Origin of the sequence: Aliidiomarina taiwanensis (assembly GCF_003987015.1) — a bacterium.
GTDB classification, from domain to species: Bacteria; Pseudomonadota; Gammaproteobacteria; order Enterobacterales; family Alteromonadaceae; genus Aliidiomarina; species Aliidiomarina taiwanensis.
This window is the reverse complement of record NZ_PIPQ01000001.1, coordinates 150129-175509: the sequence shown is the minus strand read 5'-3', so window position 1 is coordinate 175509 and position 25381 is coordinate 150129. Positions and strand designations below refer to the sequence as shown.

Annotated in this window: 28 protein-coding genes; 16 read left to right on the top strand and 12 right to left on the bottom strand. The window is 47.4% G+C overall.

Annotated elements, in window-relative coordinates:
- Positions 1-540: a gamma carbonic anhydrase family protein gene (locus CWE15_RS00775; RefSeq protein ID WP_126756162.1), complete on the top strand. Its 540-nt coding sequence runs from the start codon at positions 1-3 to the stop codon at positions 538-540.
- Between the two features lie 79 nt (positions 541-619).
- Positions 620-1543, top strand: coding sequence for an acyltransferase (locus CWE15_RS00770; RefSeq protein ID WP_126756161.1), 924 nt, complete (start codon positions 620-622; stop codon positions 1541-1543).
- Here the strand turns inward: CWE15_RS00770 and CWE15_RS00765 are convergent.
- From CWE15_RS00765 to CWE15_RS00720, 10 genes are all read right to left on the bottom strand, one after another.
- A complete protein-coding gene (locus tag CWE15_RS00765) occupies positions 1509-2777 on the bottom strand; it encodes a mechanosensitive ion channel family protein (protein WP_126756160.1) in 1269 nt (422 codons plus the stop codon). The genes CWE15_RS00770 and CWE15_RS00765 overlap by 35 nt on opposite strands.
- Positions 2778-2780: 3 nt before the next feature.
- On the bottom strand, positions 2781-3410 hold the full coding sequence (locus CWE15_RS00760) for a thiol:disulfide interchange protein DsbA/DsbL (RefSeq protein WP_126756159.1): 630 nt from the start codon (positions 3408-3410) through the stop codon (positions 2781-2783).
- Between the two features lie 19 nt (positions 3411-3429).
- Positions 3430-4413, bottom strand: a complete 984-nt coding sequence (locus tag CWE15_RS00755; RefSeq protein ID WP_126756158.1) for a serine/threonine protein kinase — start codon at positions 4411-4413, stop codon at positions 3430-3432.
- Between the two features lie 8 nt (positions 4414-4421).
- Positions 4422-5849, bottom strand: coding sequence for a cytochrome c oxidase accessory protein CcoG (gene ccoG, locus CWE15_RS00750; RefSeq protein WP_126756157.1), 1428 nt, complete (start codon positions 5847-5849; stop codon positions 4422-4424).
- Between the two features lie 78 nt (positions 5850-5927).
- The gene (locus tag CWE15_RS00745; RefSeq protein ID WP_241971821.1) at positions 5928-7181 is read right to left on the bottom strand and encodes a Zn-dependent hydrolase; all 1254 of its coding nucleotides are present in this window, start codon (positions 7179-7181) and stop codon (positions 5928-5930) included.
- Between the two features lie 68 nt (positions 7182-7249).
- Positions 7250-8608 carry a magnesium transporter gene (gene mgtE, locus CWE15_RS00740; protein ID WP_126756156.1) on the bottom strand — a complete coding sequence of 453 codons (1359 nt, stop codon included), beginning with the start codon at positions 8606-8608 and terminating at the stop codon, positions 7250-7252.
- A 41-nt stretch (positions 8609-8649) separates the two neighbouring features.
- A complete protein-coding gene (locus CWE15_RS00735) occupies positions 8650-9699 on the bottom strand; it encodes an FAD:protein FMN transferase (protein ID WP_126756155.1) in 1050 nt (349 codons plus the stop codon).
- A 7-nt stretch (positions 9700-9706) separates the two neighbouring features.
- Positions 9707-10504: an undecaprenyl-diphosphate phosphatase gene (locus tag CWE15_RS00730; protein WP_126756826.1), complete on the bottom strand. Its 798-nt coding sequence runs from the start codon at positions 10502-10504 to the stop codon at positions 9707-9709.
- A gap of 143 nt (positions 10505-10647) precedes the next feature.
- Positions 10648-11178 (bottom strand): carboxymuconolactone decarboxylase family protein, encoded by a 531-nt coding sequence (locus CWE15_RS00725; RefSeq protein WP_126756154.1) that lies wholly within the window; start codon positions 11176-11178, stop codon positions 10648-10650.
- Positions 11179-11189: 11 nt separating this feature from the next.
- Positions 11190-11738, bottom strand: coding sequence for a peroxiredoxin (locus CWE15_RS00720; protein WP_126756153.1), 549 nt, complete (start codon positions 11736-11738; stop codon positions 11190-11192).
- A 147-nt stretch (positions 11739-11885) separates the two neighbouring features.
- On the opposite strand from CWE15_RS00720, the gene CWE15_RS00715 reads away from it, so the two are divergent.
- From CWE15_RS00715 to CWE15_RS00670, 10 genes are all read left to right on the top strand, one after another.
- Entirely contained in the window at positions 11886-12800 is a 915-nt protein-coding gene (locus CWE15_RS00715) for a hydrogen peroxide-inducible genes activator (protein WP_126756152.1), read from the top strand.
- A 114-nt stretch (positions 12801-12914) separates the two neighbouring features.
- Positions 12915-14582: a M28 family metallopeptidase gene (locus CWE15_RS00710; protein WP_126756151.1), complete on the top strand. Its 1668-nt coding sequence runs from the start codon at positions 12915-12917 to the stop codon at positions 14580-14582.
- Positions 14583-14703: 121 nt separating this feature from the next.
- A complete protein-coding gene (locus tag CWE15_RS00705; protein ID WP_126756150.1) occupies positions 14704-15612 on the top strand; it encodes a DMT family transporter in 909 nt (302 codons plus the stop codon).
- Between the two features lie 26 nt (positions 15613-15638).
- Positions 15639-17477, top strand: a complete 1839-nt coding sequence (locus CWE15_RS00700) for an ABC transporter ATP-binding protein (protein WP_126756149.1) — start codon at positions 15639-15641, stop codon at positions 17475-17477.
- A gap of 118 nt (positions 17478-17595) precedes the next feature.
- Positions 17596-18039, top strand: coding sequence for a hypothetical protein (locus CWE15_RS00695; protein ID WP_126756148.1), 444 nt, complete (start codon positions 17596-17598; stop codon positions 18037-18039).
- Between the two features lie 13 nt (positions 18040-18052).
- Entirely contained in the window at positions 18053-18352 is a 300-nt protein-coding gene (locus tag CWE15_RS00690) for a helix-turn-helix domain-containing protein (RefSeq protein WP_126756147.1), read from the top strand.
- Between the two features lie 27 nt (positions 18353-18379).
- Positions 18380-18838 (top strand): lactoylglutathione lyase, encoded by a 459-nt coding sequence (gene gloA / locus CWE15_RS00685; protein WP_126756146.1) that lies wholly within the window; start codon positions 18380-18382, stop codon positions 18836-18838.
- Between the two features lie 104 nt (positions 18839-18942).
- Positions 18943-19347, top strand: coding sequence for a DUF3019 domain-containing protein (locus tag CWE15_RS00680; protein WP_157980685.1), 405 nt, complete (start codon positions 18943-18945; stop codon positions 19345-19347).
- Positions 19344-20051, top strand: coding sequence for a response regulator (locus tag CWE15_RS00675; RefSeq protein ID WP_126756144.1), 708 nt, complete (start codon positions 19344-19346; stop codon positions 20049-20051). Before CWE15_RS00680 ends, CWE15_RS00675 begins: the two co-directional genes overlap by 4 nt.
- A 3-nt stretch (positions 20052-20054) precedes the next feature.
- The gene (locus tag CWE15_RS00670; protein ID WP_126756143.1) at positions 20055-21278 is read left to right on the top strand and encodes an ATP-binding protein; all 1224 of its coding nucleotides are present in this window, start codon (positions 20055-20057) and stop codon (positions 21276-21278) included.
- Position 21279: 1 nt separating this feature from the next.
- On the opposite strand, the gene CWE15_RS00665 is transcribed toward CWE15_RS00670, so the two are convergent.
- The gene (locus tag CWE15_RS00665) at positions 21280-21699 is read right to left on the bottom strand and encodes a hypothetical protein (RefSeq protein ID WP_126756142.1); all 420 of its coding nucleotides are present in this window, start codon (positions 21697-21699) and stop codon (positions 21280-21282) included.
- A gap of 122 nt (positions 21700-21821) precedes the next feature.
- Between CWE15_RS00665 and yghU the strand changes: the two genes are divergently transcribed.
- The gene (gene yghU, locus CWE15_RS00660) at positions 21822-22694 is read left to right on the top strand and encodes a glutathione-dependent disulfide-bond oxidoreductase (RefSeq protein ID WP_126756141.1); all 873 of its coding nucleotides are present in this window, start codon (positions 21822-21824) and stop codon (positions 22692-22694) included.
- Positions 22695-22742: 48 nt separating this feature from the next.
- On the opposite strand, the gene CWE15_RS00655 is transcribed toward yghU, so the two are convergent.
- Complete coding sequence (locus CWE15_RS00655) at positions 22743-23615, bottom strand: cation diffusion facilitator family transporter (protein WP_126756140.1); 873 nt, start codon at positions 23613-23615, stop codon at positions 22743-22745.
- A gap of 115 nt (positions 23616-23730) precedes the next feature.
- On the opposite strand from CWE15_RS00655, the gene CWE15_RS11990 reads away from it, so the two are divergent.
- The 3 genes from CWE15_RS11990 (at position 23731) to CWE15_RS00640 (ending at position 25363) form a co-directional block, all read left to right on the top strand.
- Positions 23731-23982 carry a hypothetical protein gene (locus tag CWE15_RS11990; protein WP_126756139.1) on the top strand — a complete coding sequence of 84 codons (252 nt, stop codon included), beginning with the start codon at positions 23731-23733 and terminating at the stop codon, positions 23980-23982.
- Positions 23983-23997: 15 nt separating this feature from the next.
- Positions 23998-24345 carry a VOC family protein gene (locus CWE15_RS00645; RefSeq protein ID WP_126756138.1) on the top strand — a complete coding sequence of 116 codons (348 nt, stop codon included), beginning with the start codon at positions 23998-24000 and terminating at the stop codon, positions 24343-24345.
- 301 nt (positions 24346-24646) lie between these two features.
- On the top strand, positions 24647-25363 hold the full coding sequence (locus CWE15_RS00640) for a hypothetical protein (RefSeq protein ID WP_126756137.1): 717 nt from the start codon (positions 24647-24649) through the stop codon (positions 25361-25363).
- Positions 25364-25381: the final 18 nt, after the last annotated feature.

The window sequence follows — 25381 nt, the reverse complement described above, 5'->3', positions numbered from 1 at the left end:
ATGCAAGTAGGGCGTTCATACAAAGGTATCTATCCAACCCTAGGTGATAGAAGTTACATAGACTCTTCAGCGGTTATCGTAGGTGACATTCATTTAGGTGAAGACAGTAGTATCTGGCCATTGGTTGCAGCTCGCGGCGATGTGAATCATATTCGCATTGGTGCACGCACGAATATTCAAGACGGCTGTGTATTACATGTAACCCGCACTAGCTATGAAGACGCCGACGGGTATCCGCTGATTATCGGCGATGACGTAACGGTTGGCCATAAGGCCATGTTGCATGGTTGCACTATAGGTAACCGGGTTCTTATTGGTATGGCCGCTGTGATTATGGACGGCGCAGAAGTAGGGGACGATGTCATCATTGGTGGTGGCGCCTTAGTTGCTCCAGGTAAAAAGCTCGAGAGCGGGTATTTATACGTAGGCAGCCCTGCGCGGCGTATGCGTCCATTAACCCACAAAGAAAAAGCGTTTTTAAAGCAATCCGCCGCGAACTATGTACGCTTAAAAGATGACTATAGAGCAGAGCAACGTTAAGTCCCTTTGCTTTTGACTTGTTTTATATGAACTCGAACAACAAACACTACGAATACTAATAACTCAGGACCTGTTGCTTATGTTTTCTTTTTTGCCTGCGCCTTTCCGCTTTATTATTAGCTTATTATGGGCTGTATTATCTACCGCTATTATTGGTTTGTTCATAACAGCCCTGGGCACTATCAAACTAGTCATGCCGGTGCCGCCCTTACGGCGATTTATTTCGACACTTGCCAATGGGCTGTTTCGTTGCTGGGCATATAGTATGTCGTTTCTTTTCAGCCTGGGCGCTCATATGGAGTGGCGTATTGAAGGTGACCTGCCAGACGATCGAAGCGGTTGGTACATGATCTTATGCAATCACCTCAGTTGGATCGACATTCCGGTGTTAATGCACTTGTCCCGCAAACAACTGCCTATGCCACGCTTCTTCTTAAAGCGTGAGTTATTTTGGGTGCCCATTGTCGGCATTGGCTGTTGGGTACTCGACATGCCCTTTATGAAGCGCTACACCAAGGAACAGATACAGAAGAACCCTGCGTTGAAAGGGAAAGACATTGAAACGACACGGAAGAAGTGTGAAAAGTTTCGCGATATTCCGACCACTGTTATCAATTTTTGTGAAGGTACACGGTTCACACGCCAAAAACACCTAGCCCGTAAAAGCCCATACACTTACTTACTTCCACCAAAAGCAGGGGGCACCTCATTTACTTTGCAAGCCATGGGCGAGCAGTTTCAAGAAGTCTTGGATATTACCCTCGTGTACCCTGACCGAAAGCATGGTGAGCCTCTTGCTATGGCATTATTGTTTGGCCGCTTGAAACGCATTTATGTTCACATTGACCGTATACCAGTAACCGCCGACTTACGCGGCGATTACTTTAACGACGAAGCCTTTCGAACGCACTTTCAAGGTTGGTTGAATGGGCGCTGGCAACTGAAAGACCAGCGCATTAAGCATTATATTAATGCTGAGGATCTGGAAGGGCGTAGCTCTTAATATAGTCTGTGACATCTCGACCACTTGGCTTTTGGAATACGCGTAATCCAAACTCTGGCACTATGGCGTAAAGATGGTCGAATATATCAGACTGAATACCTTCATACTCCGCCCACGCTGTCGTGTTCGTAAATGCGTATATTTGTAACGGTAATCCTTCCGAGGTTGGATCGCGCTGACGAACCAACAGGGTCATGTCTTGGCTAATGCCTGGGTGGTTTTCCAAATAACGCTGAACGTAAGCACGGAAGGTACCTATGTTGGTGACCCAGCGCGAGTTCACCTTGTCTTTACCAGACTTTTCAAGGTCTTGGTTCCACGACGAGATGTCTTCAAGCTTTTCGTTTAGGTACTCTTCTAACACACTAAACCGCTTTAGCTTTTCTAATTGCTCTTCACTAAGAAAACCTATGCTTTGCTGATCCAGCATCATGCTGCGCACCATTCGGCGCCCACCAGACTCTTGCATGCCCCGCCAGTTTTTAAACCCTGTGGTGATAAATCGGCGGGTAGGTACAGAGGTAATGGTTTTATCCCAATTCTGAATTTTTACTGTATGTAAGGCTAAATCAATAACATCGCCATCTGCGTTGGCATCTGGCATTTCTACCCAGTCGCCTACACGAATTAAATCGCCTGAAGTAATTTGCATGCTAGCAACCAATGAAAGCAGGGTGTCTTGAAACACCAACATAAGCACGGCAGCCATTGCACCCAAACCAGATAGTAAAATAAGCGGGGACTTATCAATGAGTGTGGCAATGATTAAAATAGCCGCAATTACATAAACGACAATAGTAACTATTTGCAGGTATCCCTTAATGGGCTTGCGGTTGGCATCGGGGCGGCGTTCATATGAACGGTTTAATAAGGTAAGAAATGCATTAATAGCCAATGCAATGGTAAGAATAATGAAAGCACCAGCCACATTTTTAACCACGGTAACAACCGCTTCCGGCAAATGCGGCACAAAGGTTACACCAATAGATAAAACCAAAGCTGGCACGATATTGGCTAAACGAGCAACAACATTCGAGTGCAGGTCAAGCTTTTCATCGTCACGTACAATGCGTTTAAGCGTTGAAACAAACACCCGTACCAATACGCGCTTGACAAGATTATTGCTAATACCAGCAATAATAAGAAGCACAGCAACACCCGCAGCAGCTTCAACACGCGGGTATTGGTCTAGCCATGCTAACGTTTGTTGCCAAAAGTCAATAAACGTTTGCATAAGTTATTGAACACCATCTTTTGTTAGTAAGTATTCAACCAGTTCTTCCAAGTCACTAAAGAAGTTGGCACCACTGTCGCGGAAGCCTTGCTGAAGCACCTGATATTTACTATTTATAATGTAAGTCGGGGTGCCACGTACGTTAAAGTCTTTCGCGGATGTACGCATACGGTTCGTTAAGCTACGCACAGCGAAACTACCGTACGCTTGTTCAAACTGCTGAGAAGAAACTCCAACACTAGCTAGAACCGCTTTCACGTCGTTCAAGCTGTTACTTTGTTTACGCTCTACAAAGTGCTGATGAAATAGACGCGTTTTAAACTCATCGGCTACACCTAATACATTGGCTGCAGCCCACGACTGCACAATTACCTCGCCCATATTACGCGGCGCAATAAAGTCAACTTGGTAGGCTTTAAAAGCGTCCGGGTATGTGTCGGCAAGCATGTCACTAAACGGGCTGAACTGGTAGCAAGAGCCACAGTAAAACGAGAAAAACTCAATAATTTCTGGTTTCGACGTGGTTTCGTCCGAAATTTCTTTGTAGTGCACGCCTTCACGAAAGTCCATGGCGTGTGCGGGTATTGTGAGCAAGCTGATTGTGGCTACAAGAGCCATGAGTAATTTCTTCATAAGTAGAGGCGTCCTATTTCTAAAAATTAGGTTGTAAGCGTAATGGCGGTTCGTCTAAAGCCGCCAGCTGCTCTTTTAAGGCTAAAATTTGTTGTTCCCAATAACGCTCTTCTGCAAACCAACTAAAGTTATGTTGGAAGGCAGGATCTTGCCAACGCTTTGCTAACCAAGCCATATAGTTAATGATACGGAAACTGCGTAAAGGTTCAATCAATCGGAGCTCTGCAGGGTTAAAAGTTGTAAATTCTTCGTAAGCTTCAACCAAAGTAGCTAATTGCAGCTCTTGCTGCATGCGGTCCCCACTAAGCATCATCCACATGTCTTGTACTGCAGGCCCTTGTCTACTGTCATCTAAGTCCACCAAGGTTAAGCCTTCATCGCGCACCAACAAGTTGCCCACATGGCAGTCGCCATGCAGACGAATAGAGGGGAAGGCTTGCCAGTTGGTTGCTTTTAATCGCTCGGCAATGAAGTTCAAGATGGTGTCAAAGGATGTATATAAGCTATGCGGGAGCAAGTTGCAGGATAATAGTTCACTGACAATTTCGTCGATGGCTTCTGGCGTCACAAGAGCAGGGCGGTGGGTAAATGGTTTTGCCGCCCCCACTTTATGGATGCGACCAAGCTGTCGGCCTAGTTCATCAAGTTGGTCAAGGTTATCTGCTTCCAGTGCACGGCCTCCAACACTTGGAAAAACTGTAAACCTATACCCTTGATACTCGAGTAAGCTTTCACCGGCAAAGCGGAGTGGCTGCACAACCGGTATATCCAGCTCAGCAAGCTCGCTAAGGTAGTCATGCTCTTCTTGTATTTGTTCATTGCTCCACCGCGCAGGGCGGTAAAACTTTACAACATAGCGTTTGCCGTCGTCATCGAGAAACTGATAAACACGGTTCTCGTAGCTGTTTAACGCCAGTAAGCCTGAGGCGGGGTAGAGTCCCACCCCTTCTATTGCGTCGAGAATAACCTCAGGCGTTAAGTCTTGAAAACTAAAGTCTGCCACAGGCGTCCTTATTGATAAATAAAGTTGGACTTCACCGTCCGCTTTAAACGTTCCTCGCCTTCCGCTTGAATAGTGAAGGTTATTTCTACTAAAGGAGAGTCTAAGTAATACGGGTCGATTGCCAAACTAATCGGCAAGATGCCTGACTGTTCGCTTTCTAACGACAGGTGCTGTGAGCCAACCCATTGAATGTTTTCAATGCCTGGGCCTTCTACACTAAAGGTGTAACGCTGAGGTTGCTGAGACTTATTAATAACTCGCAGTGTATACACGTTTTCAATAAAGCCTTCTTGGTTTTCACGATACAAGGAATTACGGTCGCGAATCACATCAAATTCTAAGGGGACTCGGTAAGCAATGTTTACCACCAGCATGGCTGTGAGTGCTATCAAGGCAAGCCCATAGCCGACGCTTTTAAACCGGAATATTTTTGTGCGTTTGCCTTCTAGTTGATGCTCTGTAGTAAAGCTAATTAAGTCGCGCGGATAGTTCATTTTATCCATCACATCATTACAGGCGTCTACACAGGCACCACAGTTAATGCACTCGTATTGCAGGCCTTCTCGAATGTCGATACCCGTTGGGCAAACTTGCACACATAGCTTACAGTCAATGCAATGACCTAGTTCATTTGGGTCAAGGGCAGCTTTCCGTTTACGTGGCCCCCGTGGCTCACCGCGCTTAGCGTCGTAGGCCACAATAAAGGTGTCTTTGTCGAACATGGCCGACTGGAAGCGCGCATAAGGACAAATGTGAGTACACATTATTTCGCGCATCCAACCTGCATTTCCGTAGGTGGCAAAGGTGAAAAACAACACACAACCAATAGCCCAAGCGCTCGACTTGAATACCCAGAAGTCCACCATAAGGGTGCGCATGTCTGTGAAGTAACCCACAAAGGTAATCGAGGTAAACAATGCGATGATGAGCCACGCCGTATGCTTGGCCGTTTTGCGCCAGAACTTGTCGAAGTCCATAGGTCGCTGATCAAGCTTCATGCGCTGATGTCGCGTTCCTTCAATTTGTCGCTCAAACCACATGTAAATAAAGGTCCACGTGGTTTGCGGGCAGGTAAAACCACACCACACTCGCCCATAAAGAGTAGTCACTAGGAAGAGGGCAAAAGCACTAATCATGAAGATCCAGGCCAAGAGGGTAAGGTCTTGTGGCCAAAGCGTGACTCCGAAAATGCGGAATCTTTGGTTCATAATATCGAGCAGAACGGCCTGCTCACCATTCCAGGTCAGCCAAGGAATAATGACAAACAGCGCCATAAGCGCAAAACCCGTGAAGCGCCGAACGTTCTCTATTTTTCCATGAGACTCGCGAACGTATATTTTCCCTGTGGGAGAGTCGACTTTTTTATGGCTGGGGCCAGGCTTGTGTGTTTTTACCGATTTTGGCGGTGCCTTCTGTACTTCTATTTTCTGTTCCACAACATTCCCACTCAATCATATGCCAAGTATTGGTTCATTATACGCCTGCCACAAGCAAATAATAGGATCAGGATCAAATCAGCTAGCTTTTGCTAAAACGCAGTCAAGCAACAGGTTTGCGCCCATTTCAACATGATGCCAATGCGACCATTCATCCGGTGCATGGCTCACGCCATCAACAGACGGTATAAAAATAAGCCCTGCTTCTGTCATGCCAGAAAAAAACTGCACGTCGTGACCAGCACCACTGGGCATACGCTTGTAGCTCCAACCACGGGCAGCGGCTTTTTGTTCCATCAAGGCTATCATACTTTTCGAGCAATAGCGGGGACCAAGCCAGCTCACTTCTTTGTATTCAAAGTTAAGCCGGTGTCGCCTTGCGATGGCCCGCAGAGCGCGTTCACAGGCAGTGGCTAATTCACGCATAACCTCTTCATCCATATCACGGCCGACAATAGTAAAAATCGCCTCGCCTGGCACCGTATGTGGATAACCTGGAATTAATTCAACTTTACCCACAGTAATGCGGCTTTTGTCTGTGCCGTCTTCGTCAATAATACGCTGAATTTCGTGTGCAAAGTCTGCCAGTCCCATAAAAGCGTCGCTGCGCATGTGCATAGGGGCTGTTCCCGCATGGTCTGCTTTTCCTTTTAAATGCACAATCCACTTAAACACACCCGACACACCTTCCACCACCCCAATGGGAATGTCTTCACTTTCCAATACGGGGCCTTGTTCTATATGCAGTTCTAAAAATGCTTTGATTTGATCAGGCGGCCAGGCTGCGTCAAGTGCGTCCATTGGGTTTAAACCCTGCGCACGCATAGCGTCTGCTAGAAACACATCGTCAGCGTCGTGGGCTGATAAAATCCATTCTGGGGTTAGGCACCCGGTGACGGCTTGTGCACCAAACATTCCACCAAATCGGCCTTCTTCTTCTGCGGTTGCCAGCACCCGCAATGGATACTGCAAAGAAATATTATTTTCGGCCACCACTCGAAGTACTTCAAGCCCAGCCATGACCCCAAGACTTCCGTCAAACATACCGCCGGCGGGTACCGAGTCCAGGTGGGAGCCAATAATAACGGCGGGCTTAGTTAACTCGCCAAGACCTAGCCAAACATTACCCGCACCGTCCATTTCCGTACTGAAGCCGTCTTTTTCCGCCACTTGCATAAGCCAGCGGCGCCCGGCCATGTCTGCATCGCTAAAGCCCGAGCGGTAAATACCTTTGTCGATGGGGTTGAAGCCAATGTCTGCAAGCTCTAAAAGACTTTCTTTTAAACGAGGAAGGTTCACCTCTAGCATGTGCTCTCCTGTTGTTGAGTGCATGTACTAGAAGCCTAGGCTACAAAAAGGGAAAGGGGCAAACTTTCTCTTTTTGTAGCCGCTTGGAAGCGTTAGCCTGGCACAACGCTGAAGTCGAGGATAGCCGAAGCGATACCAAAATAAATGAGTACTCCTGAGGTATCCGCTATGGTGGTAACTAATGGCGAGCTTGCGGTAGCTGGGTCCCAGCCAAACCGATTCAATACAAAAGGCAGCAGCACACCAATTAAACTACCGACCAGAACAATGCACAGCATGCTCAGAGCCACCACCAAAATAATATCTGGGCCCGCCCGCCAATAGCCAATAACACCAATCGAAATGGCCATAGTGACACCAAGGGCAACGGACACCAGCAGCTCTTTAGCTAGCATGCGCGGCCAGTCACTTTTGAATACGTCCCCTGTTGCGATACCCCGCACAATAAGGGTGGCCGCCTGGGCTCCGGTATTACCACCGGAGGCTATGAGCAAAGGCAGGAAGAACAACAAAGCACCATAGGCTTTAATGGTCTCTTCAAAATGGGCAATTCCCGCGCCTGAAAAAATATTCGCAAAAACTAAGAGTACCAACCAGTTCACACGACTACGGTAAATAGTGAAGGGGCTTGCGTCTTTAAAGCCACCTTCAATTTTTCCAACCGTTGCCGAGCGGTGCATGGTGTCTGTGTCTTCTTCTTCAACAACGTCCATGGCGTCATCGAAAGTAACCATGCCCACCAGTAAGCGGTCTTTGTCGATCACAGGAATGGCTATCAGGTCGTAGCGGCTAATAATTCGTGCTGCTTCCGACTGGGGCATATCTGGCGACACAGTCAATACGTCGCGTACCATAATGTCGTCGATAATGTCGTCGGGAGAAGCAGTAATAAGGTCGCGCAGCGACACCACACCGTGCAGCTTATGTTCTTTATCCACCACATAGGTTTGGTAGATAGTTTCTTTTTCCGGCGCACTTTGGCGCAGCCGATACAAGGCCGTTTCCACCGTGACGCCCAGTGGAATAGAAGCATAGCCCGATGTCATGACCGAGCCTACTAAGCCTTCTTCATAGCTGGCTAGCATGAGCAAGTCGTCGCGTTCTGTTTTCGCCATGCGGCGCATCAGGGCGTCTTGTAACTTTACATTCAGCATGGCGTATACGTCGGCCCGTTCGTCCGACGACATATCGCGAAACAGCTTGGCCAACATTCCTACTTCCATGTGTCGCGCCAGCTCTTGCTGATTGTTTGGCCGTAGGTAACCAAATACGGCTGCTTGTTGCTCTGCGCTCATTTTTTCCATGAGCGCCATTGCACCATACACTTCGAAGTTCTCATCGATATATTCAGCAATATCAGCAGAGGCCATACTGGCTAACGTGGTACGTAAGGCTTTTTCGTTACCTTGCTCAACTATATCGATCAAATATTCTTGTGTTTCTATGGTCATGACTTTGTCCCCTCTGCCATGTTATTTACACCATGCAACACCTAGTGCACCGTTGGAACAACCAAGCTGTCGGCATATTCACGCTGAAATGCACGCGTCATAATCGACTGAAACTCGCCATTATTCCGGTAAACAAAAATTGCTGCTATTTCTTCTTTATTTGCTAACTCAACGCCAGCCTCTTCACCCAATACCATAAAGGCTGTGGCCCAAGCGTCGGCTTCCGTTGCGCTTGGCATCACCACATGAACGGCCGCTAAACGGTGTCGAATGGGGTGTCCCGTTGTCGGGTTGATAGTGTGAGAATACCGTATGCCGTCTTCTTCAAAGTAATTCCGATAGTCGCCCGAGCCTAACAAGGCGGTATTACTCACTGGCATAATATGTTGGGCTATTCGCTGCTTATCCGTTGGCACTTCAATGCCAACACGCCATGGCCGTTCACCATTCCGCATACCAGAAGCTTTTAAGTCACCGCCTAGGTTCACCAAAAAGTGCCGTAACCCTTGTTCGTGCAAATAATCAGCCACCTGGTCTGCGGCAAAACCTTTCGCAATGCCTGACAAGTCGATAAACACATCCGACACACGTGTTACTGTTTGCTGTGCTTCGTCTAGCACTACAAAACGGTAGCCCACTTGCTGCAAGCGGGTTGCTAACTCGTCAATGTCCGGTACATGGGTGACCCGGCCTTCTGGTCCAAACCCCCATAAGTTCACCAGCCCACCCACGGTTGTGTCAAAGGCACCATGGCTACGTTGTGAAATGTGTTGTGCCGTTTGAAGCACGTAAAATAGCTCACTGGGTACCTGTACGGGCTCGCCAACTGCTGCCATATTCAGCTTGTTCAAAACGGAGTTTTCGCGGTAGGTGGACATTTGCCTGTCCACTTCGTTGAGCACCTCTAACACACCAGCTTGTATTTGGTCGCGGTCAAAGCTTTCTTCACCGCTAATGCTCACTTCATAGAAAGTACCGAAAATATTGCCACGCAACACCTCAGGTTGAGCCGGCCCGCGTTGACACCCTGCCAAGAAAGCAACTGCAAATAAGACAAGCAGCGCAGCAATAATGTTTCGGTTTAAATTCATAATTAACTTACCAAATAATAGATAATATTAACGCACCCAACAGCACTCTATACAATACAAAAGGCTGCATTCCTATACGTTTTATTAGTGCCAGGAAGTAATGAATACACGCATAAGTGCTAACCGCCGACACCAAAAAGCCCACGGCAAGCTGTCCCCAACCTGAAGTTGTCCCTGTTTTGACCAGCTCCACTGTATATAACAGGCTAGCTGCTGCAATAATAGGAATAGACAGCAAAAATGAAAAGCGTGCTGCGGCTTCTCGTGACATGCCAAGGAATAAGGCTGCTGTCATGGTAATGCCCGAGCGGGAGGTTCCAGGAACCAGCGCCACGGCTTGCGCAAACCCTATAATAAGTACGTCTTTCAGCGTGAGCGAGTATTCATCGCGCTGGCCTCGTCCCTTCCAGTCGGCCAGGCCAAGCAAAATCCCGAACACGATGAGGGATGTGCCCATAACCCAGAGCCCGCGAAACTCATTTTCAGCAAGATCTTTTAAAATAATGCCGAGCACACCAGCGGGAACGGTACCTATAATAACCCACCAGCCTAACTTCGAGTCTTTGGTGGCACCTTGCCCCGCCAACGAGCCAAACCAGTCTCGCAACATGGCGGCTATTTCATTTCTAAAGTAATAAATAACAGCAACTAGCGAGCCCGCATGCAGAATAACGTCAACATCTAAGCCTTGGTAGACTTCGCCAAACCACTCACCTGCTAATACCAAGTGAGCCTGGCTCGATACGGGCAAGAATTCCGTTAACCCCTGTACCAACGCCAAAATAATTGCGGTTATATAGTCCATTGTTTTAAACGCCATAATATGAAGGTGCCTATAAGGCCACGATTCTACCATAGCTTTGTTCGTTCGGGCAGCACCATATGAACACAAAAAAAGCCCACCTTAGAAAAGGTGGGCTCTTGTGAAACATGCGCTTATTGAATCACTTACGCTTGTTCTAAAACATACGCAGTTTTTGCTGCGTTCAATACAGCTGCTAGCTTGATAGCCGCTTGAATGGCCGTGGCCGACATTTGGCTTTTCACCAAAACACTCACGTGCGAGTCAATGCAGAGGCCACACCCGTTCAACGCTGAAACCGCAAGAGAATAAAGTTCAAAGTCTACCTTTTCAACGCCTGGGTTTGCCATGCCATTCATACGCAAACCTGCCGGCAGTTTTGCAAACTGTTTGTCGGAGCTTAAGTGCACAAAACGGTAGTAAATGTTATTCATAGCCATTAAGGTTGCAGCGAGCTTTGCAGCTGCGAATACATTTTCTTCTACATGCTCTTTCGCTTCACTCTCAACCGCTTCAATCAGCGTTTTATGCTCAAGGCTATACGCTAATGACAAGGCAGTTCCATAAAACTGAACTGGCGTTAAGCCTGATGTGTCAACGTTAGCAAACAAGTTTGACAGGTTTAGCTTTGTGTCTTTTCCGTGCTCACCAAGCAACTGTTTAAAATCGTTCAACATGTACGCTCTCCTTATAGAGTTTCGCCACCGATTGGACGGTTACATGGGCATAGTTCGTCTGTTTGTAGGCCATCTAAAATGCGCAGTATTTCTGCAGGGTTACGGCCTACGTTTAACGCGTTTACAGAAACGTGCTGAATAACATTGTGTGGGTCGACAATGAAGGTGGCACGCAATGCTACGTTTTCAGCTTTATCGCGAATACCAAGGCCGTCTACTAACTCACCGGCAGAGTCGGCGAATGAGTACTGGCTTAAGCCTTTCATGTCTGGGTGTTCACGGCGCCATGCTAGCTTCACGAATTCGTTGTCTGTGCTTCCACCCATCACCACCGCGTCGCGGTCAGCGAAGTCTTCGTTCAGTTTGGCAAATTCAACTATTTCTGTTGGGCAAACAAAGGTAAAATCTTTCGGGTAAAAGAAAATAACTTTCCATTTACCTTCAAAGCTGTCTTGGGTAATGGTTTCAAATGCGCTTTCGCCATTTTCTTCTGGTAAATTAAAGCCTGGCTTTGCAGCAACTACAGAAAAGTTTGGTAATGTATCGCCAATCGTTAACATAAATAATTTCTCCAATGTGTAAGTTGTTTGTCTTAGCTCTTGTGCTAAGAGCGTGGAAGCATAATAACGAAAGGTTTTGATAGGCGAAAACGGATAAAACCTATTATACTCATCGAATGTTTCGATTAACCGATTACCAGAGGCGCTATGAATAAATTACCTAGCTTAAAGAACCTGACCTATTTGTTGGCATTGCATCAGCACAAAAATTTCAACCGAGCAGCCCAAGCCTGCTTTGTCAGTCAGTCGACTTTAAGCAGTGGTATTCAAAACCTTGAAGACCAGCTCAGTTGTCAGTTAATTGAGCGTGACCATAAGTCGTTCTTGTTTACCGCTATGGGTGAAGAAATAGTGCAACGGGCGCGCAGCATTATTAACGACACGGAAGAATTGTTGTTGTACGCAAAAAGCAAAGGAAACCCTATGGAAGGCCCTTTACGTCTTGGTTGTATTCCCACCATAGGTCCTTTCTTGCTCGGTCCACTCGCCCATGCTTTACGGGCTCAATACCCAGACTTGAAGCTAAAAATTCGTGAGGACACCACAGAACAACTCTTAAATTACTTGCGCGACGGTGACTTAGACGTACTTATTCTAGCTTTGCCTGTTGATTTACAAGGCAACCAGCAATGGGTGTTAGGCCGCGACCCTTTTAAGTTTGTCTACCACCCCAACTTAATGACCCACCACAACAAACCTATTGACTACGAAGCCCTGCCCAACAATAGTATTTTCTTGCTGGAGCAGGAGCACTGCTTAAGCGGTCATGCAGTGACAGCCTGTAAGCTTGGCAATACGAAGAAAGTAAACCCATTTACGGCAGCCAGCATTCACAGTTTGGTGCAAATGGCCGAGTCCCTTGAAGGCGCTACCTTTATGCCGCAAATGGCAATAGACCAAGGTATTTTAAACAACTGTAATTTAGCTAGTATGGCGCCAGCAGGTGACGCCGCCTATCGGGAAATTGGCTTAGTGTTCCGCCCAACCACTACGCGCCGACAAACTTTCCGGCACGTGGCCGAGGTTGTGGCTTCGTTATTACCTGTAAATACCCTAAGTTAATAAACAGCGAAGGACACATACTGACTTCAGCAAAGCATTTCGCTATTATCGGAAACCTTAAGGTTTCTACCGAATAACCAACAGCACGTTCAACAACAAGAAGAGGCACACTAGATGCGACACATACTTTTAGGCGCATCGGCAATTGCTTTAGCCGTGGCCTGTAGCCCAGCTGAAGAGCCAAGCAGCACAACCGCACCACAAGTTGATGCAGATGGCATTGTCGACTACAACTTTGATGATTCATTCCGCCAGCACTTAGAAACATTGTCTTCCGACGAGTTTGAAGGCCGGGCGCCAGGCACTAAAGGTGAAGAACTCACCATTAACTACATTGCCGACCACATGCAAAGCTTGGGTATTAAGTCGTTCACCAACGACCGCTATACGCAAACGGTTCCTTTAGTGCGTATTAACCCGACAAAGGTCACCAATATGTCGCTACAGCATAATGGTGAAACCAGTACCTTTGAATACGGCACAGACATGACCGCATGGACCAAGCGCATGGTCGACCACGTGGACGTACAAAACAGCGAAATGGTCTTTGTGGGCTACGGCATTGTTGCCCCTGAGTTTGGGTGGAACGACTACGAAGGCCTCGACGTTGAAGGCAAAACTGTGGTGATGTTTGTGAACGACCCAGGCTATGCCACACAAGACGAAAGCCTCTTTAACGGCAATGCTATGACGTACTATGGCCGCTGGACCTACAAGTACGAAGAAGCTGCACGCCAAGGCGCAACTGCCGCCATTATTATTCATGAAACGGGTCCTGCAGGTTATGGCTGGGGCGTGGTTGCAGGTGGCTCACCTGCAAAGTTCACCATGAAAACCGACAACAATAATATGCACCTGGTACCAGTTGAAGGCTGGATGACAGGGGACGCTGCGAACGCCTTGTTCCAAAACGTGGGGCTCACCCTTGAAGAAGCGCATGCGTTGGCACTTTCTGACAACTTTGCACCTGTTTCACTGGAAACCACCGCATCGCTTTCTATTGAAAACGAGTTTTCCTTTGTCGACACCTACAACATTGTGGGCTACATCGAAGGCTCTAAATACCCTGAAGAGCATATTATTTATACAGCTCACTGGGACCACTTAGGCGTTCATGAAGAAACCGGTGAAATATTTAACGGTGCGCAAGACAACGCCAATGGAACTGCGGCTATTATGTCGATAGCTGAACGCTTCGCGAAAGGCCCACAGCCTGAGCGTTCTGTCGTATTTGCCTTTGTTGGCGCTGAAGAGCGTGGTTTGCTGGGCTCGGCTTGGTATGCGGAAAACCCCTTGCTACCCCTCGAAAAAACCGTGGCTGGCATTAATATCGACATGATGTATGCCCATGGGCCAACCCGCGACTTTGTCGTTGTAGGCTGGAACAACTCCGACATACAAGACTACCTTGCGCCATATGTTGAAGCGCAAAATCGTTACCTAACGCCTGAAACAAACCCAGAAGCTGGTATTTTCTATCGCTCTGATCACTTTAGCTTAGCGAAGAAAGGCGTGCCTGTTCTGTACGGTAAAGGCGGTGTTGACCACTTTTTGCTAGGTCGTGAGTATGGTCAAGCACAAGCAAGCGAGTTTCTTGCAAACCGCTACCATAAAGTGGCAGACAAATACGACCCGAATTGGGACTTACGTGGTAACCACCAAGACACCTGGCTGTTCTATCGCTTAGGTGAAGAGCTGGCAAATAGCCGTGCCTGGCCTCGTTGGGCTGAAGGCAATGAGTTTGAAGCTCTTCGTTTAGAAAGTGAAGACCAGCGCAAGTAATCTATAAAGCATTGGTAAAAGGGCCAGCCTACTTAGGCTGGCCTTCTTATTTCTGGCGTTCAAGCACCACAAATGGCATGATTCTAGCCCGTTTACACCGTACTTCATGAGACAGCCAAGAATGACAAATGAACGAAAAGCTATCGGGTTTGCTTTAATAGCCGTGTTGCTCTGGTCTACTGTGGCCACCGCTTTTAAAATTACCTTAAGCTATTTTACTCCCCTGCAAATGCTGAGTGTAGCCGCCACGGTTTCAGCCTTGGTCTTAGGTGGCCTGTTAGCATGGCAGCAAGGCTTTAAAAGCGTCCGCACAACCTTCTTGGCACATCCTTGGTACTTTCTTTTGCTCGGGGCTATCAACCCTATGGTGTACTATTTAGTGCTGTTTGAGGCCTATGCCCGGCTACCTGCCTCACAGGCCCAACCCTTAAACTATACGTGGGCCATTGCGCTTACACTCATGGCGGCAGTATTTTTAAAGCAACGTATTCGAAAGCGCGACTGGACAGCGTGTGTGCTAGGCTATTTAGGTGTGCTCTTTATTGCCACACAAGGTAATTTTAGTGACTTTAGTGACACGAACTGGACGGGTGTTGGCTTAGCCTTACTGTCCACTTTTTTGTGGGCCAGCTACTGGATTCTTAACACGCGCCATAAAAGCGACCCGCTCGTTAGCTTGTTTCTCTGCTTTCTTTTGGCGTCGCCCCCACTCGTAGTGGCTACATTTTTCTTGGAAGGTATACCCAGTGTTCCTTGGCAAGGGTGGGTTGCCGTTTCTTATGTTGGCGTTTTCGAAATGGGGATCACCTTTGTGTTTTGGCTGAAGGCCATGCGGTTGGCAACCAATACCTCAACCATTAGCAACCTTATTTTTATTTCGCCTTTTATATCCTTAGTGTTGCTCAGCGTCATACTCGACGAGCACATTGGCTTAGCGACTATTGGCGGCTTGGCGTGTATTGTCACAGGGCTACTTATTCAGCAATGGCGACGAAGGGAAAGCAGCCCACCGCCAGCACTAGAAAAGTAACCCATTGATTTGTAAGGTGTCTATTTATGTTTAAGTGGTTTGAATCTCGGCTCAACCCTTTTCCTGAAGCGGAACCCAGCCAACCACCTCGGGGCTTTTTTGCTTTTTGCCGCCACTTTACCCGCGGCTCTGAACCCTACTTAATTGGTGTGGCTTTGTTTATGGCTTTGGTTGCCATAACAGAAGTATGGCTGTTTGCCTTCTTGGGCAATATTGTGGACTGGTTGGCAGTACAAGACCGAGCCACCTTCCTTAGCAATGAAGGGGCCAAGCTAATTGGCATGAGCCTTATTGTGGTGATAGGGCTGCCTGCATTAGTCTGGTGTCAGTCGCTACTAACCCACCAAACCCTGCTTGGTAATTACCCTATGCGCATTCGCTGGTTGGTACACAGGTACTTAATCAAGCAGTCTATGAGCTACTACCAAGACGAGTTCCCCGGACGCGTTGCCACCAAGCTTATGCAAACCGCCTTGGCTGTGCGCCAAGTGGTTATTAGCCTTATAGAAGTTATTAATTACATTGGCGTGTACTTCCTCGCCATGTTTTTTATTCTTGGCAGTGCCGACTTGCGCTTGGTCTTACCGCTGGTTCTCTGGATGCTCGTGTACGGAGCCTTGCTGTATTACTTCGTACCACGGCTAGGCGTTATTTCTAAAGAGCAAGCCGACGCCCGGTCCATTATGACAGGCCGTATTGTAGACAGTTACACCAATATTCAAACGGTGAAGCTATTTTCTCATGGCGACCGCGAAACCCAGTTTGCTCGTGAGGGTATGGACGACTTTTTAGGCACTGTGTACCAACAAATGCGCTTGGTTACCAAATTGTATGGCTCCTTGTATGTCATAAACTGCTTGCTGCTTTTCGGCTCGGCAGCCTTAGCTATCTATTTGTGGCTACAAGAAGCTGTGTCTTTAGGTGCTGTCGCCGTAATTGTCGGCTTGGTATTACGCTTATTCGGTATGTCACAAATGATTATGTGGCAGCTCACGCAACTTTTTGAAGCCATAGGCACAGTGCAAGACGGCATGAACTCCATTGCGGTTTCTCGCACCGTAGAAGACAAACCCGCCGCCTTGCCACTGCAAGTAACAAAAGGGCATATTCGCTTTGATCACGTGGGCTTTCATTACGGCAAAGAAAGCGGTGTGCTCGACGGTCTTACCCTGGACATTCAGCCCGGTGAAAAGGTGGGCATTGTTGGCCGCTCCGGCGCTGGAAAGTCCACCTTGGTTAATTTATTGCTGCGTTTTTACGACGTACAGCGTGGTGCCATTTCCATTGACGGTCAAAACATTGCCCACGTGCAACAAGACTCGTTACGCCAGCATATTGGCATGGTCACGCAAGACACTTCACTGCTACACCGCTCGGTACGGGACAATATTTTGTATGGTCGCCCTGATGCCAGCGAAGAGGAGATGATAAGCGCTGCAAAACGTGCTCATGCCCACGAATTTATTCAGCATTTGTCGGACCCGGCGGGCCGCATCGGTTACGACTCCCACGTGGGTGAGCGAGGCGTAAAACTGTCAGGTGGGCAACGCCAGCGTGTTGCCATTGCCCGGGTCATGTTGAAAGACGCACCCATTCTTATTCTGGACGAAGCAACATCGGCCTTAGACTCTGAAGTTGAGTCCGCTATTCAAGACCATTTAAACCAATTGATGGAAGGCAAAACAGTCATTGCCATTGCCCATAGGCTGTCCACTATTGCAGCCATGGACCGCCTGATTGTCATGGACCAAGGTCGCATTATTGAAAGCGGAAGCCACGAAGAGTTAGTTGCTCAAAACGGTTTATACGCGCAATTGTGGAAGCGTCAGTCGGGTGGCTTCATTGCCACAGACACCGCGGAATAAAAGGGTTGGCGGCTTGCTGGCGTATGCCAAGTATACGCCTGGCGTGACTTTGACGGCGCTTTTTTGAAGCGCAACTGGTGTACTGGCCACATCATCCAGTTCGAATAGGAAAAATAAAATGCGTACACCCACCACACAAGAAACTAAAAAAGACATTCAAATTAAAGGCGCCCAAGCGGAAGTTTATTTTGAACATGCAGGTCGGGAGATTATTTTTAAGTTCTCTCTTTATAGTGGAAAAGAACGTGTATTTGTAAATGGTGAGTTAGTATCTGAAGCGCGGAACTGGCGCTTTAAAAGCACCCATTATTTCACCTACCAAGGCACACGCTACCAGCTGCAAATCGCGATGAAGCGTTCACTTACCGGTTTATTAGTAGGCCAGTCCACCATTGAGCTAGAAGCAGACGGCGTGCTGGTAGACAGCGACGAATTTAACTACTTGAAAAATAGCGGTCCTTTCAGTTGGAAGAAGTTTTTCCTGAGTTTATTACCTTATTTCATTATTGGCGCTGTGGTTGGTTTTTGTGTGTCCTTTTTTTCTATAAAGCTATTTTCGTAAAGGGTGCGCCATTATGTTAATTAACCCAGCTGTGGTGAAAGCCAAACGCCATGAAAATGGTTGGACACAGCAGCAGCTAGCAGACGTTTCGGGTCTGAGTTTGCGCACCATCCAACGGGTAGAAAGCCAAGGGCAGGGTTCAATGGAAACCAGTAATGCCTTATGTGCAGTATTTCAAATGGAGCGCCAGCAGCTCATGGCACCCGCCGATGAGCCCGCAGCTTGGTCACCACAGAAAGTAGCCGGCATTGCTGTCGGCAGTATTGTGCTTGGTTTTGCCTGCGGCGTGTTACTTATGTATTTGATACAATAGCGCTGAATAGTTTAAGGAGAAAAAACAATGCGGTATTTACATACCATGGTTCGAGTAAAAGATTTAGACGCCTCATTAACCTTTTATCGCGATGGTTTGGGCTTAGAAGTTGTTCGCCAAAATGATTACGAGCAAGGTCGTTTCACCCTTGTTTACCTTGCGGCTCCAGGTGACATTGTCACCGACGACGAAGGGAACCGCACCACAGTTCGCAATAGCCCAGAGCTAGAGCTTACTTACAACTGGGACCCAGAAGAGTACACGGGTGGTCGCAACTTTGGTCATCTTGCGTATGAAGTGGACGACATTTATGCCACCTGTGAGCACTTACAAAGCATGGGAGTCACCATAAACCGCCCACCACGCGACGGCCGCATGGCGTTTGTAGTGTCTCCAGACGGTATTTCGATTGAGTTTTTACAAGCAGGCGAGCCTTTGCTAGCGCAAGAGCCTTGGGCTTCCATGGAAAACACGGGCACTTGGTAAAGCTTTCAAAAACTGTCGATTATTGTAAAAGATTGTCAGCTTAGGCAGCACAAAGACTCTCGCTCTGCTAGAGTCTTTTTATATGGCTTGAGAGGACAACACCCTTGTTTTTACTTCCCTTTTTACTTTTCGCTTGGCCTGCCCAAGCGAATCCCACCACAGAACTCACGAGCTGTGCCTCTTACTGCCTGTCTGTTACCCCTATTGTCTGCGTTACCACAGAAGCTAGCGAGCGCTGTGAACAAGACATGCACATTCAATGGCAAGCTCCACTTCGCACACAAAGTGCTTGTGTGTATGTAGAAAATACCCTATTACAATGTTGGGACGTCCCCAAAACAACGGCAAATAAAACCACGGGCTCTTGGCAAGGCCCGGTTGTTTGGCCCGAGGAGGGCACTGTGAGTTTAACCGACCAAAGTGGTGCTATTGTGGCGGAAGTGAGAATTAGCACACAAAGCCTTAGACCACGTCGAACAAGCAAAACCCGGAGCACACCCTTCGAATGAAAAAGCATATCTTTATAGCGGAAGACGACAAGAAACTTGCGTTACTTATTAAAGAGTACCTCGAACAACATGAGTTTGACGTTAGTTGGGAAGCCCATGGATCGCATGTGGTGCAACGGGTAAACCAACTGCAGCCCGATCTTATTCTGCTCGATCTTATGCTACCAGGGCGTGACGGCTTTGAACTGTGCCGAGAACTACGGCCCCAGTTTCATGGCCCCATTTTAATTTTTACTGCACGACAAAGCGATATAGATCAAGTACTCGGCCTTGAGTTAGGGGCCGACGATTATGTGATCAAACCCATAGATCCACGCGTACTTCTGGCCCGCATCAACGCTCTGCTGCGCCGCAGTCACCACACAGAAAGTGGCGTCAACCAATCCGCATCTGAGCTCAAGCTAGGCAACCTCACCTTAAAGCCAAAGTCGCAAGTGGCCTTATTAAACGAACAAGACATCAACCTTACCAGCCACGAATTTGACTTGCTTTTTTATTTAGCAAACCATGCAGGCACACCTGTCAGTCGAGAGCGCATTCACCAAGACGTGATAGGCCGCGAGTATGACGGGCTTGATCGCACCGTTGACATGCGTATTTCACAGCTTAGGAAAAAGCTAGGGGACAACATGCAAAAACCTGAGCGCATTAAAACAGTTTGGGGTAAAGGCTATTTGCTGACAGCAGAAGACCACGCAGGTTAATACATGCGCCGACTATTCGTTCATTTTTACATTTTTATTATTCTTGCGGTCATCGGGCTAGGCTGGAGCCTAGAGCATATATTACGCGAAGAAGAGCCTAGCATGCCCGTATGGATGCCCCCTTTTGCTTCTCTGCTCAGTGCCCAAGTTCCTCACATGAGTCACCCAAACCAGCTTGCCGAACAGCTCAACGAAACGGTTATTGCTATGCCTCTTTCTGCCGTTGCTTGGCCTGAGCCCGAGTTACAACGGTTAGCCACTGGTGAAGCCATTGCCTTATTTAATAGCCGCCAACAAATATATTTTTACCTTTTGGCACAACACCAACCTGAAGCTGAACTTTGGCGCATTGGCCCAATTGGGCAACCCGTTGACAAGCCAACCTATTGGTACCACTTACTGGCTTTTGCCTTGCTTATTTTGTTAGCCACTTTATGGGTGTGGCCACTGGCTCGTGACTTATTAAAAATAGAACGCCACTTGGGGAAATTACCACAACAAACACAGCAACCACTGCGGTTACCAAAGCGTTCTATGGTCTCGAGCCTTGCCGACAGCATGAATGCTATGCGGAAGCAAATTCAGCACCTACTAGGATTACAACGAGAACTTACCCGTGCGGTTTCCCACGACTTGCGTACCCCCCTGACGCGAATGAAGTTTACACTTGCTTTATTAACCGAGAAAAAGCACCAAGACGCATTGTCAGCAGACGTTATTGAAATGGAACAAATGGTTGAAACCCTGCTTGATTACGCCAAACTTGAAGGGCAGGAAAAGCTTCTGCAACGCTCCAAGGTCAATATGAACGAACTGTGTGTGAATCTTGTCGACAAACTAAACAGCATGCCAGGACCTCAGGTGCAACTGCATATGAGTGGCTATATTAGCTGTCTATGTGATGGCCACTATATTGAGCGCGCTTTACAGAACCTTATTCAAAACGCCCGCGTATTTGCCAACGAAAAAGTAGACGTGTGGGTCATAAAGAAAAAGAACCATGTGATTATGCATGTAGATGATGACGGACCTGGTATTGCTGAAGATGACCACGCTTATATTTTGCAGCCTTTTGTCCGCTTAGACCCAAGCCGAGAAAAAGCCCATGGCGGCCAAGGTTTAGGCCTAACCATAGTGGCGCGTATTGCTGAATGGCATCAGGCCGACTTAAGCATTCATACCAGCCCTTTAGGGGGTGCCCGCTTTACTTTCACCCTACCTGCTTAACTTATTGAATAATTTCAAGATCAGGAAAATGCTCGGAAAACCATGCTTTTAAAGGTCCAATCTGGGCGATTGGAAAAGTGTATTGACCCGTTATTTTTTGCGTATAAGGAAAACTTACATACCCGTATTTGTCATTATACTGGCCAATGGCTACTTTCCTGATGACCGTGGAGGAAGCTTTATCCATGCCGACACGCAGCTCATCACCACAGGCTTCTAATAAATTAAAGATATCTTTGCATTTGTTGTAACTCTTATCTTCACCACCCATGACTTCTGGAAAGAAAACATAGATAAAAAGCACCAGACCGCCAAAGTATTGAAATATGGCTCGGCCCCAAATCAAATAAAAAACAGTTAACAACCCAATTAAAAGAAGCGCTCGGTGGAGCCGAGGCAATACGTGTAGTTTCTGAAGCACCAAGGTACCCTTTTGTCTTATTTTTATGCAGAAATACTACCTGTTTTTATGTCCTGAACACAACCATATAAGCCACACCCCTGTGTGCTACTATAAGGCTGTATGAGAAAAAAGGAGTAACTATGTCTGAACAAAGCTATACACCACCCAAGGTTTGGCAGTGGGACAAGGGAAGTGGCGGTAAGTTTGCATCGATTAACCGGCCAATTGCTGGTGCAACGCACGAAAAAGCACTGCCCATTGGCGAGCATGCTTTACAACTTCACTCACTGGCCACACCCAACGGAGTGAAAGTCACCATTATGCTGGAAGAATTATTAGCAGCTGGGTATGCAGCTGATTACGACGCCTACATGATTAATATTATGGAAGGTGACCAGTTTAGTCGTGGCTTTGTCGAAATAAACCCAAACTCTAAAATTCCGGCACTTATCGACTACAGCACCGACGAACCAACGCGAGTGTTTGAATCGGGCTCTATTTTATTGTATTTAGCAGAGAAATTTCAGGCCTTTATACCGACCGATCACACTGCGCGCACCGAATGTTTAAACTGGTTATTTTGGCAAATGGCCAGTGCCCCCATACTAGGCGGCGGTTTTGGCCACTTTTATGCGTATGCGCCAGAAAAGTATCAGTACCCCATCGATCGCTATACCATGGAAGTAAAGCGCCAGCTTGATGTACTCAACCGGCAGTTAGCCGAACGTCCATATATAGCCGGTGACGACTATACCATTGCCGATATGGCCATATACCCTTGGTATGGCGCGCTTGTTGAAAATAAAGTGTACGACGCTGCGGAATTCCTGGAGGCGCATACCTACTTGCATGTGAATCGATGGGCAAAGCTTATTAGCGAGCGTGGGGCAGTGAAACGTGGTCGTATGGTGAACCGTGCTTGGGGTGAACCCCATGAACAATTGCACGAACGTCATCATGCCAGCGACTTCGAGCTAAAAACCCAAGACAAACTAGGTGGTGACCCCGAATAGTTGTAAGTGAAAACGCCAAGCTACTATTCCCATGCGCTTGGCGTTGCCTTAACTGTCGCGGCAGTCTTCCGCTGGCCATTCAAACTCAATGGTTGTGTGTTCAAGATGAAAGGCTGCTAGCGCGTCTGCAATTTTTTCTTTCAGCTCAACGCTGGCTTGAGCATCTAATGGCTGCTTCAATACCACATGGGCTGTTAGCACATGCGCTTCACCGTCGAGAGACCACAAATGCATATGGTGCACCTCCTGTACCTGCGCCATCCCACGTAGGGTACTGTTCACTTGTTGGTAAAGCTGCGTGTCGGGACTTGCCTGCACAAACAACCGAAGTGTGGCCCGAAAGTGTTTTAATACATTCCATAAAATAAACAGTGTAAAGCCAATAGAAAGCAGCGGGTCTAAAATAGGCCAGTCCACAAACAGCAGCACAATGGCAACCACTAAAACAGCTACCCAGCCCAATACGTCTTCAAGCAAGTGCCAATTCAGCACTTTTTCATTCATGGTATGCCCATGAGAAAGCCTATAAGCCGCGTAACCATTCACCAGCACACCAAATATAGCTAATACCGCCATACCTTCGGCCATGGGCATTTGCGGAGCCCACAGGCGCGGAATCGCTTCGAACAAAACCCAGGTCGAGCCAACCAGAAGTACCACAGCATTTACAAAGGCGCCAACTAAGCTTAACCGCTTATAGCCATAAGTGAATTTTTTCGTAGCTGGTTTACCGCTAATTTTTTGCAGCACCCAGCCAATACCTAGCGAAATGGTGTCTCCTAAGTCATGCACAGCGTCTGCCATAATGGCGGTGCTATTGGTTAAAGCCGCCCCCATAAATTCGATAATGGTGAAACAAAAGTTCAGCCAAAAAGCCACTGCAATATTCTTACTCGATTGACCTTCAGTGTGGTCATGCATAGGCGTTCTCCTTGTGTGCTTGCTGTCCTAGCCTACACGTTTCCCCTTTCAAGGGAAACGCCATTGGCTCGTGTTACCCTATACAGGTTTAACGGAATCGTTTTCGGAGATTTTCATGGCCAAACCTCGTAAAAAGCAGCCCTTACGCACGGTGAATATACATTGCGCCCAGTGCCGCAGCCCACTATATAAATATAGAAAAGGGGGAAAAGGTGCTTTGGTCAAATGCTTTGTCGAACGCATCGCTGAAGACTTCACCCAGCAACCCTGCACCTGCCCGGGTTGTGGCCAAGTATTCGCTCGCGAAATGCTCATACGCGGAACACCGGCTTATAAAATAATAGGTAGAAAGGTAGGCGTAAAATAAACCGAGGAACAAACCATGCGACACCACACTATTAACTATGTTGAACTGCCTGCACAACAACTTGAAGCCTCCAAAGCCTTCTTTAGCAAGGTGTTTGGCTGGTCTTTTATTGATTACGGACCCGACTATAGCGCTTTTGTAGACGCAGGTCTTGATGGAGGATTTTTCCGTGCGCCTCTCAGCGCCTCTGCTAAACAGGGCAGTGCCTTAGTGGTGCTGTACAGCGCTAATTTAGAAGACACTTTGCGCCTTGTGGAAGCTGCCGGCGGCACTGTTCTACAAGAAATCTTTAGCTTTCCAGGTGGTCGACGCTTCCACTTTGCCGACCCAAGCAACAACGAATTTGCTGTTTGGTCTGAATAAATCATGCTGTTTTAAAGATGGCACATTCTTTGCTTAGTAAGTAACAAAGTACAGGAAAAGCACGTATTAGCGTACTTTTTCCTTTTAACGGCAACTGCTTGCCTCGTTTACTTTAAAGGGCACTGATATGGCATCTTCCACATCCATCAATAACACCCCATTCACTTCTCATACAATGAATATGTTGAATAGGCGCAACCTCTCTCCTGATCAACAAAGCCAATTTGCTAATATCTTAATCAAAGCGAATGCCTCCTCGCAGTCACCGAAAGATTTTTTGCACAGCTTAACGCAAAAAGAAATGGCGGTTTTACAACAAGCTCATGCACTAGCGAATACAATAGATATTCAAAATTTAAGTGCTGAGGGTGCAGCCAATTTACTGATACAGCCCGATCCTAATTTGCAAGTTGACTATAATAACGATGGTATGACCGAGATAGGTGAAGGCCGCTTAATCAGTTTCCCTCCGCCTAATGCACCAGAGCATGTGAAACGAGCTTGGCAAGAAGCAACCGAAGGGCTCAACGAGCTAGACAAAAGCAGGCTTGAGCTGCGAATGCATACCACTGTGTACGGCATTCAAATTGACGCTATACCAAGCAAAACACCTTTACCTGCAAGCCTTCAATGGAGCCAAGGCGGTTTGCAAAGTTTAGTCGCTACCCTGTATGCACAACTCGATTTCTCTGTTTCCATGGAAGGCTGGTCTGAACACCACAAAGCTTTTGAACAAGTAATTCAACGCTTCGAAACAAACCTAGACTTACCTGAACAACAAGCGATATCGACAAACTCAAACACAGCCTCCGCAGAAATAAAAAACCACGATGTTATGCAACTATTGCTTGACGCCCGTTTAGGTATAGACAGAGAAAAATTAGAAGAGATTGAAGAGAAAATACAAAAAATAGCGAACAACCCAGACATTCCTGACCATGAAAAGCAGCAGCTTATTCAGTCTTTGCAAGAAAAGAAAGAAGCCATTCTTGCACAAGCAAGGCGTTTAATAACCTAAACCTAGCCAAGTAAAAGT

Bases quoted from the DNA above. Each gene is read 5' to 3' on its own strand.
- CWE15_RS00775 (WP_126756162.1), top strand. From the start codon at position 1: ATGCAAGTAGGGCGTTCATACAAAGGTATCTATCCAACCCTAGGTGAT.
- CWE15_RS00770 (WP_126756161.1), top strand. From the start codon at position 620: ATGTTTTCTTTTTTGCCTGCGCCTTTCCGCTTTATTATTAGCTTATTA.
- CWE15_RS00765 (WP_126756160.1), bottom strand. From the start codon at position 2,777: ATGCAAACGTTTATTGACTTTTGGCAACAAACGTTAGCATGGCTAGAC.
- CWE15_RS00760 (WP_126756159.1), bottom strand. From the start codon at position 3,410: ATGAAGAAATTACTCATGGCTCTTGTAGCCACAATCAGCTTGCTCACA.
- CWE15_RS00745 (WP_241971821.1), bottom strand. From the start codon at position 7,181: ATGCACTCAACAACAGGAGAGCACATGCTAGAGGTGAACCTTCCTCGT.
- mgtE (WP_126756156.1), bottom strand. From the start codon at position 8,608: ATGACCATAGAAACACAAGAATATTTGATCGATATAGTTGAGCAAGGT.
- CWE15_RS00735 (WP_126756155.1), bottom strand. From the start codon at position 9,699: ATGAATTTAAACCGAAACATTATTGCTGCGCTGCTTGTCTTATTTGCA.
- CWE15_RS00730 (WP_126756826.1), bottom strand. From the start codon at position 10,504: ATGGACTATATAACCGCAATTATTTTGGCGTTGGTACAGGGGTTAACG.
- CWE15_RS00725 (WP_126756154.1), bottom strand. From the start codon at position 11,178: ATGTTGAACGATTTTAAACAGTTGCTTGGTGAGCACGGAAAAGACACA.
- CWE15_RS00720 (WP_126756153.1), bottom strand. From the start codon at position 11,738: ATGTTAACGATTGGCGATACATTACCAAACTTTTCTGTAGTTGCTGCA.
- CWE15_RS00715 (WP_126756152.1), top strand. From the start codon at position 11,886: ATGAATAAATTACCTAGCTTAAAGAACCTGACCTATTTGTTGGCATTG.
- CWE15_RS00710 (WP_126756151.1), top strand. From the start codon at position 12,915: ATGCGACACATACTTTTAGGCGCATCGGCAATTGCTTTAGCCGTGGCC.
- CWE15_RS00705 (WP_126756150.1), top strand. From the start codon at position 14,704: ATGACAAATGAACGAAAAGCTATCGGGTTTGCTTTAATAGCCGTGTTG.
- CWE15_RS00700 (WP_126756149.1), top strand. From the start codon at position 15,639: ATGTTTAAGTGGTTTGAATCTCGGCTCAACCCTTTTCCTGAAGCGGAA.
- CWE15_RS00695 (WP_126756148.1), top strand. From the start codon at position 17,596: ATGCGTACACCCACCACACAAGAAACTAAAAAAGACATTCAAATTAAA.
- CWE15_RS00690 (WP_126756147.1), top strand. From the start codon at position 18,053: ATGTTAATTAACCCAGCTGTGGTGAAAGCCAAACGCCATGAAAATGGT.
- gloA (WP_126756146.1), top strand. From the start codon at position 18,380: ATGCGGTATTTACATACCATGGTTCGAGTAAAAGATTTAGACGCCTCA.
- CWE15_RS00675 (WP_126756144.1), top strand. From the start codon at position 19,344: ATGAAAAAGCATATCTTTATAGCGGAAGACGACAAGAAACTTGCGTTA.
- CWE15_RS00670 (WP_126756143.1), top strand. From the start codon at position 20,055: ATGCGCCGACTATTCGTTCATTTTTACATTTTTATTATTCTTGCGGTC.
- yghU (WP_126756141.1), top strand. From the start codon at position 21,822: ATGTCTGAACAAAGCTATACACCACCCAAGGTTTGGCAGTGGGACAAG.
- CWE15_RS00655 (WP_126756140.1), bottom strand. From the start codon at position 23,615: ATGCATGACCACACTGAAGGTCAATCGAGTAAGAATATTGCAGTGGCT.
- CWE15_RS11990 (WP_126756139.1), top strand. From the start codon at position 23,731: ATGGCCAAACCTCGTAAAAAGCAGCCCTTACGCACGGTGAATATACAT.
- CWE15_RS00645 (WP_126756138.1), top strand. From the start codon at position 23,998: ATGCGACACCACACTATTAACTATGTTGAACTGCCTGCACAACAACTT.
- CWE15_RS00640 (WP_126756137.1), top strand. From the start codon at position 24,647: ATGGCGGTTTTACAACAAGCTCATGCACTAGCGAATACAATAGATATT.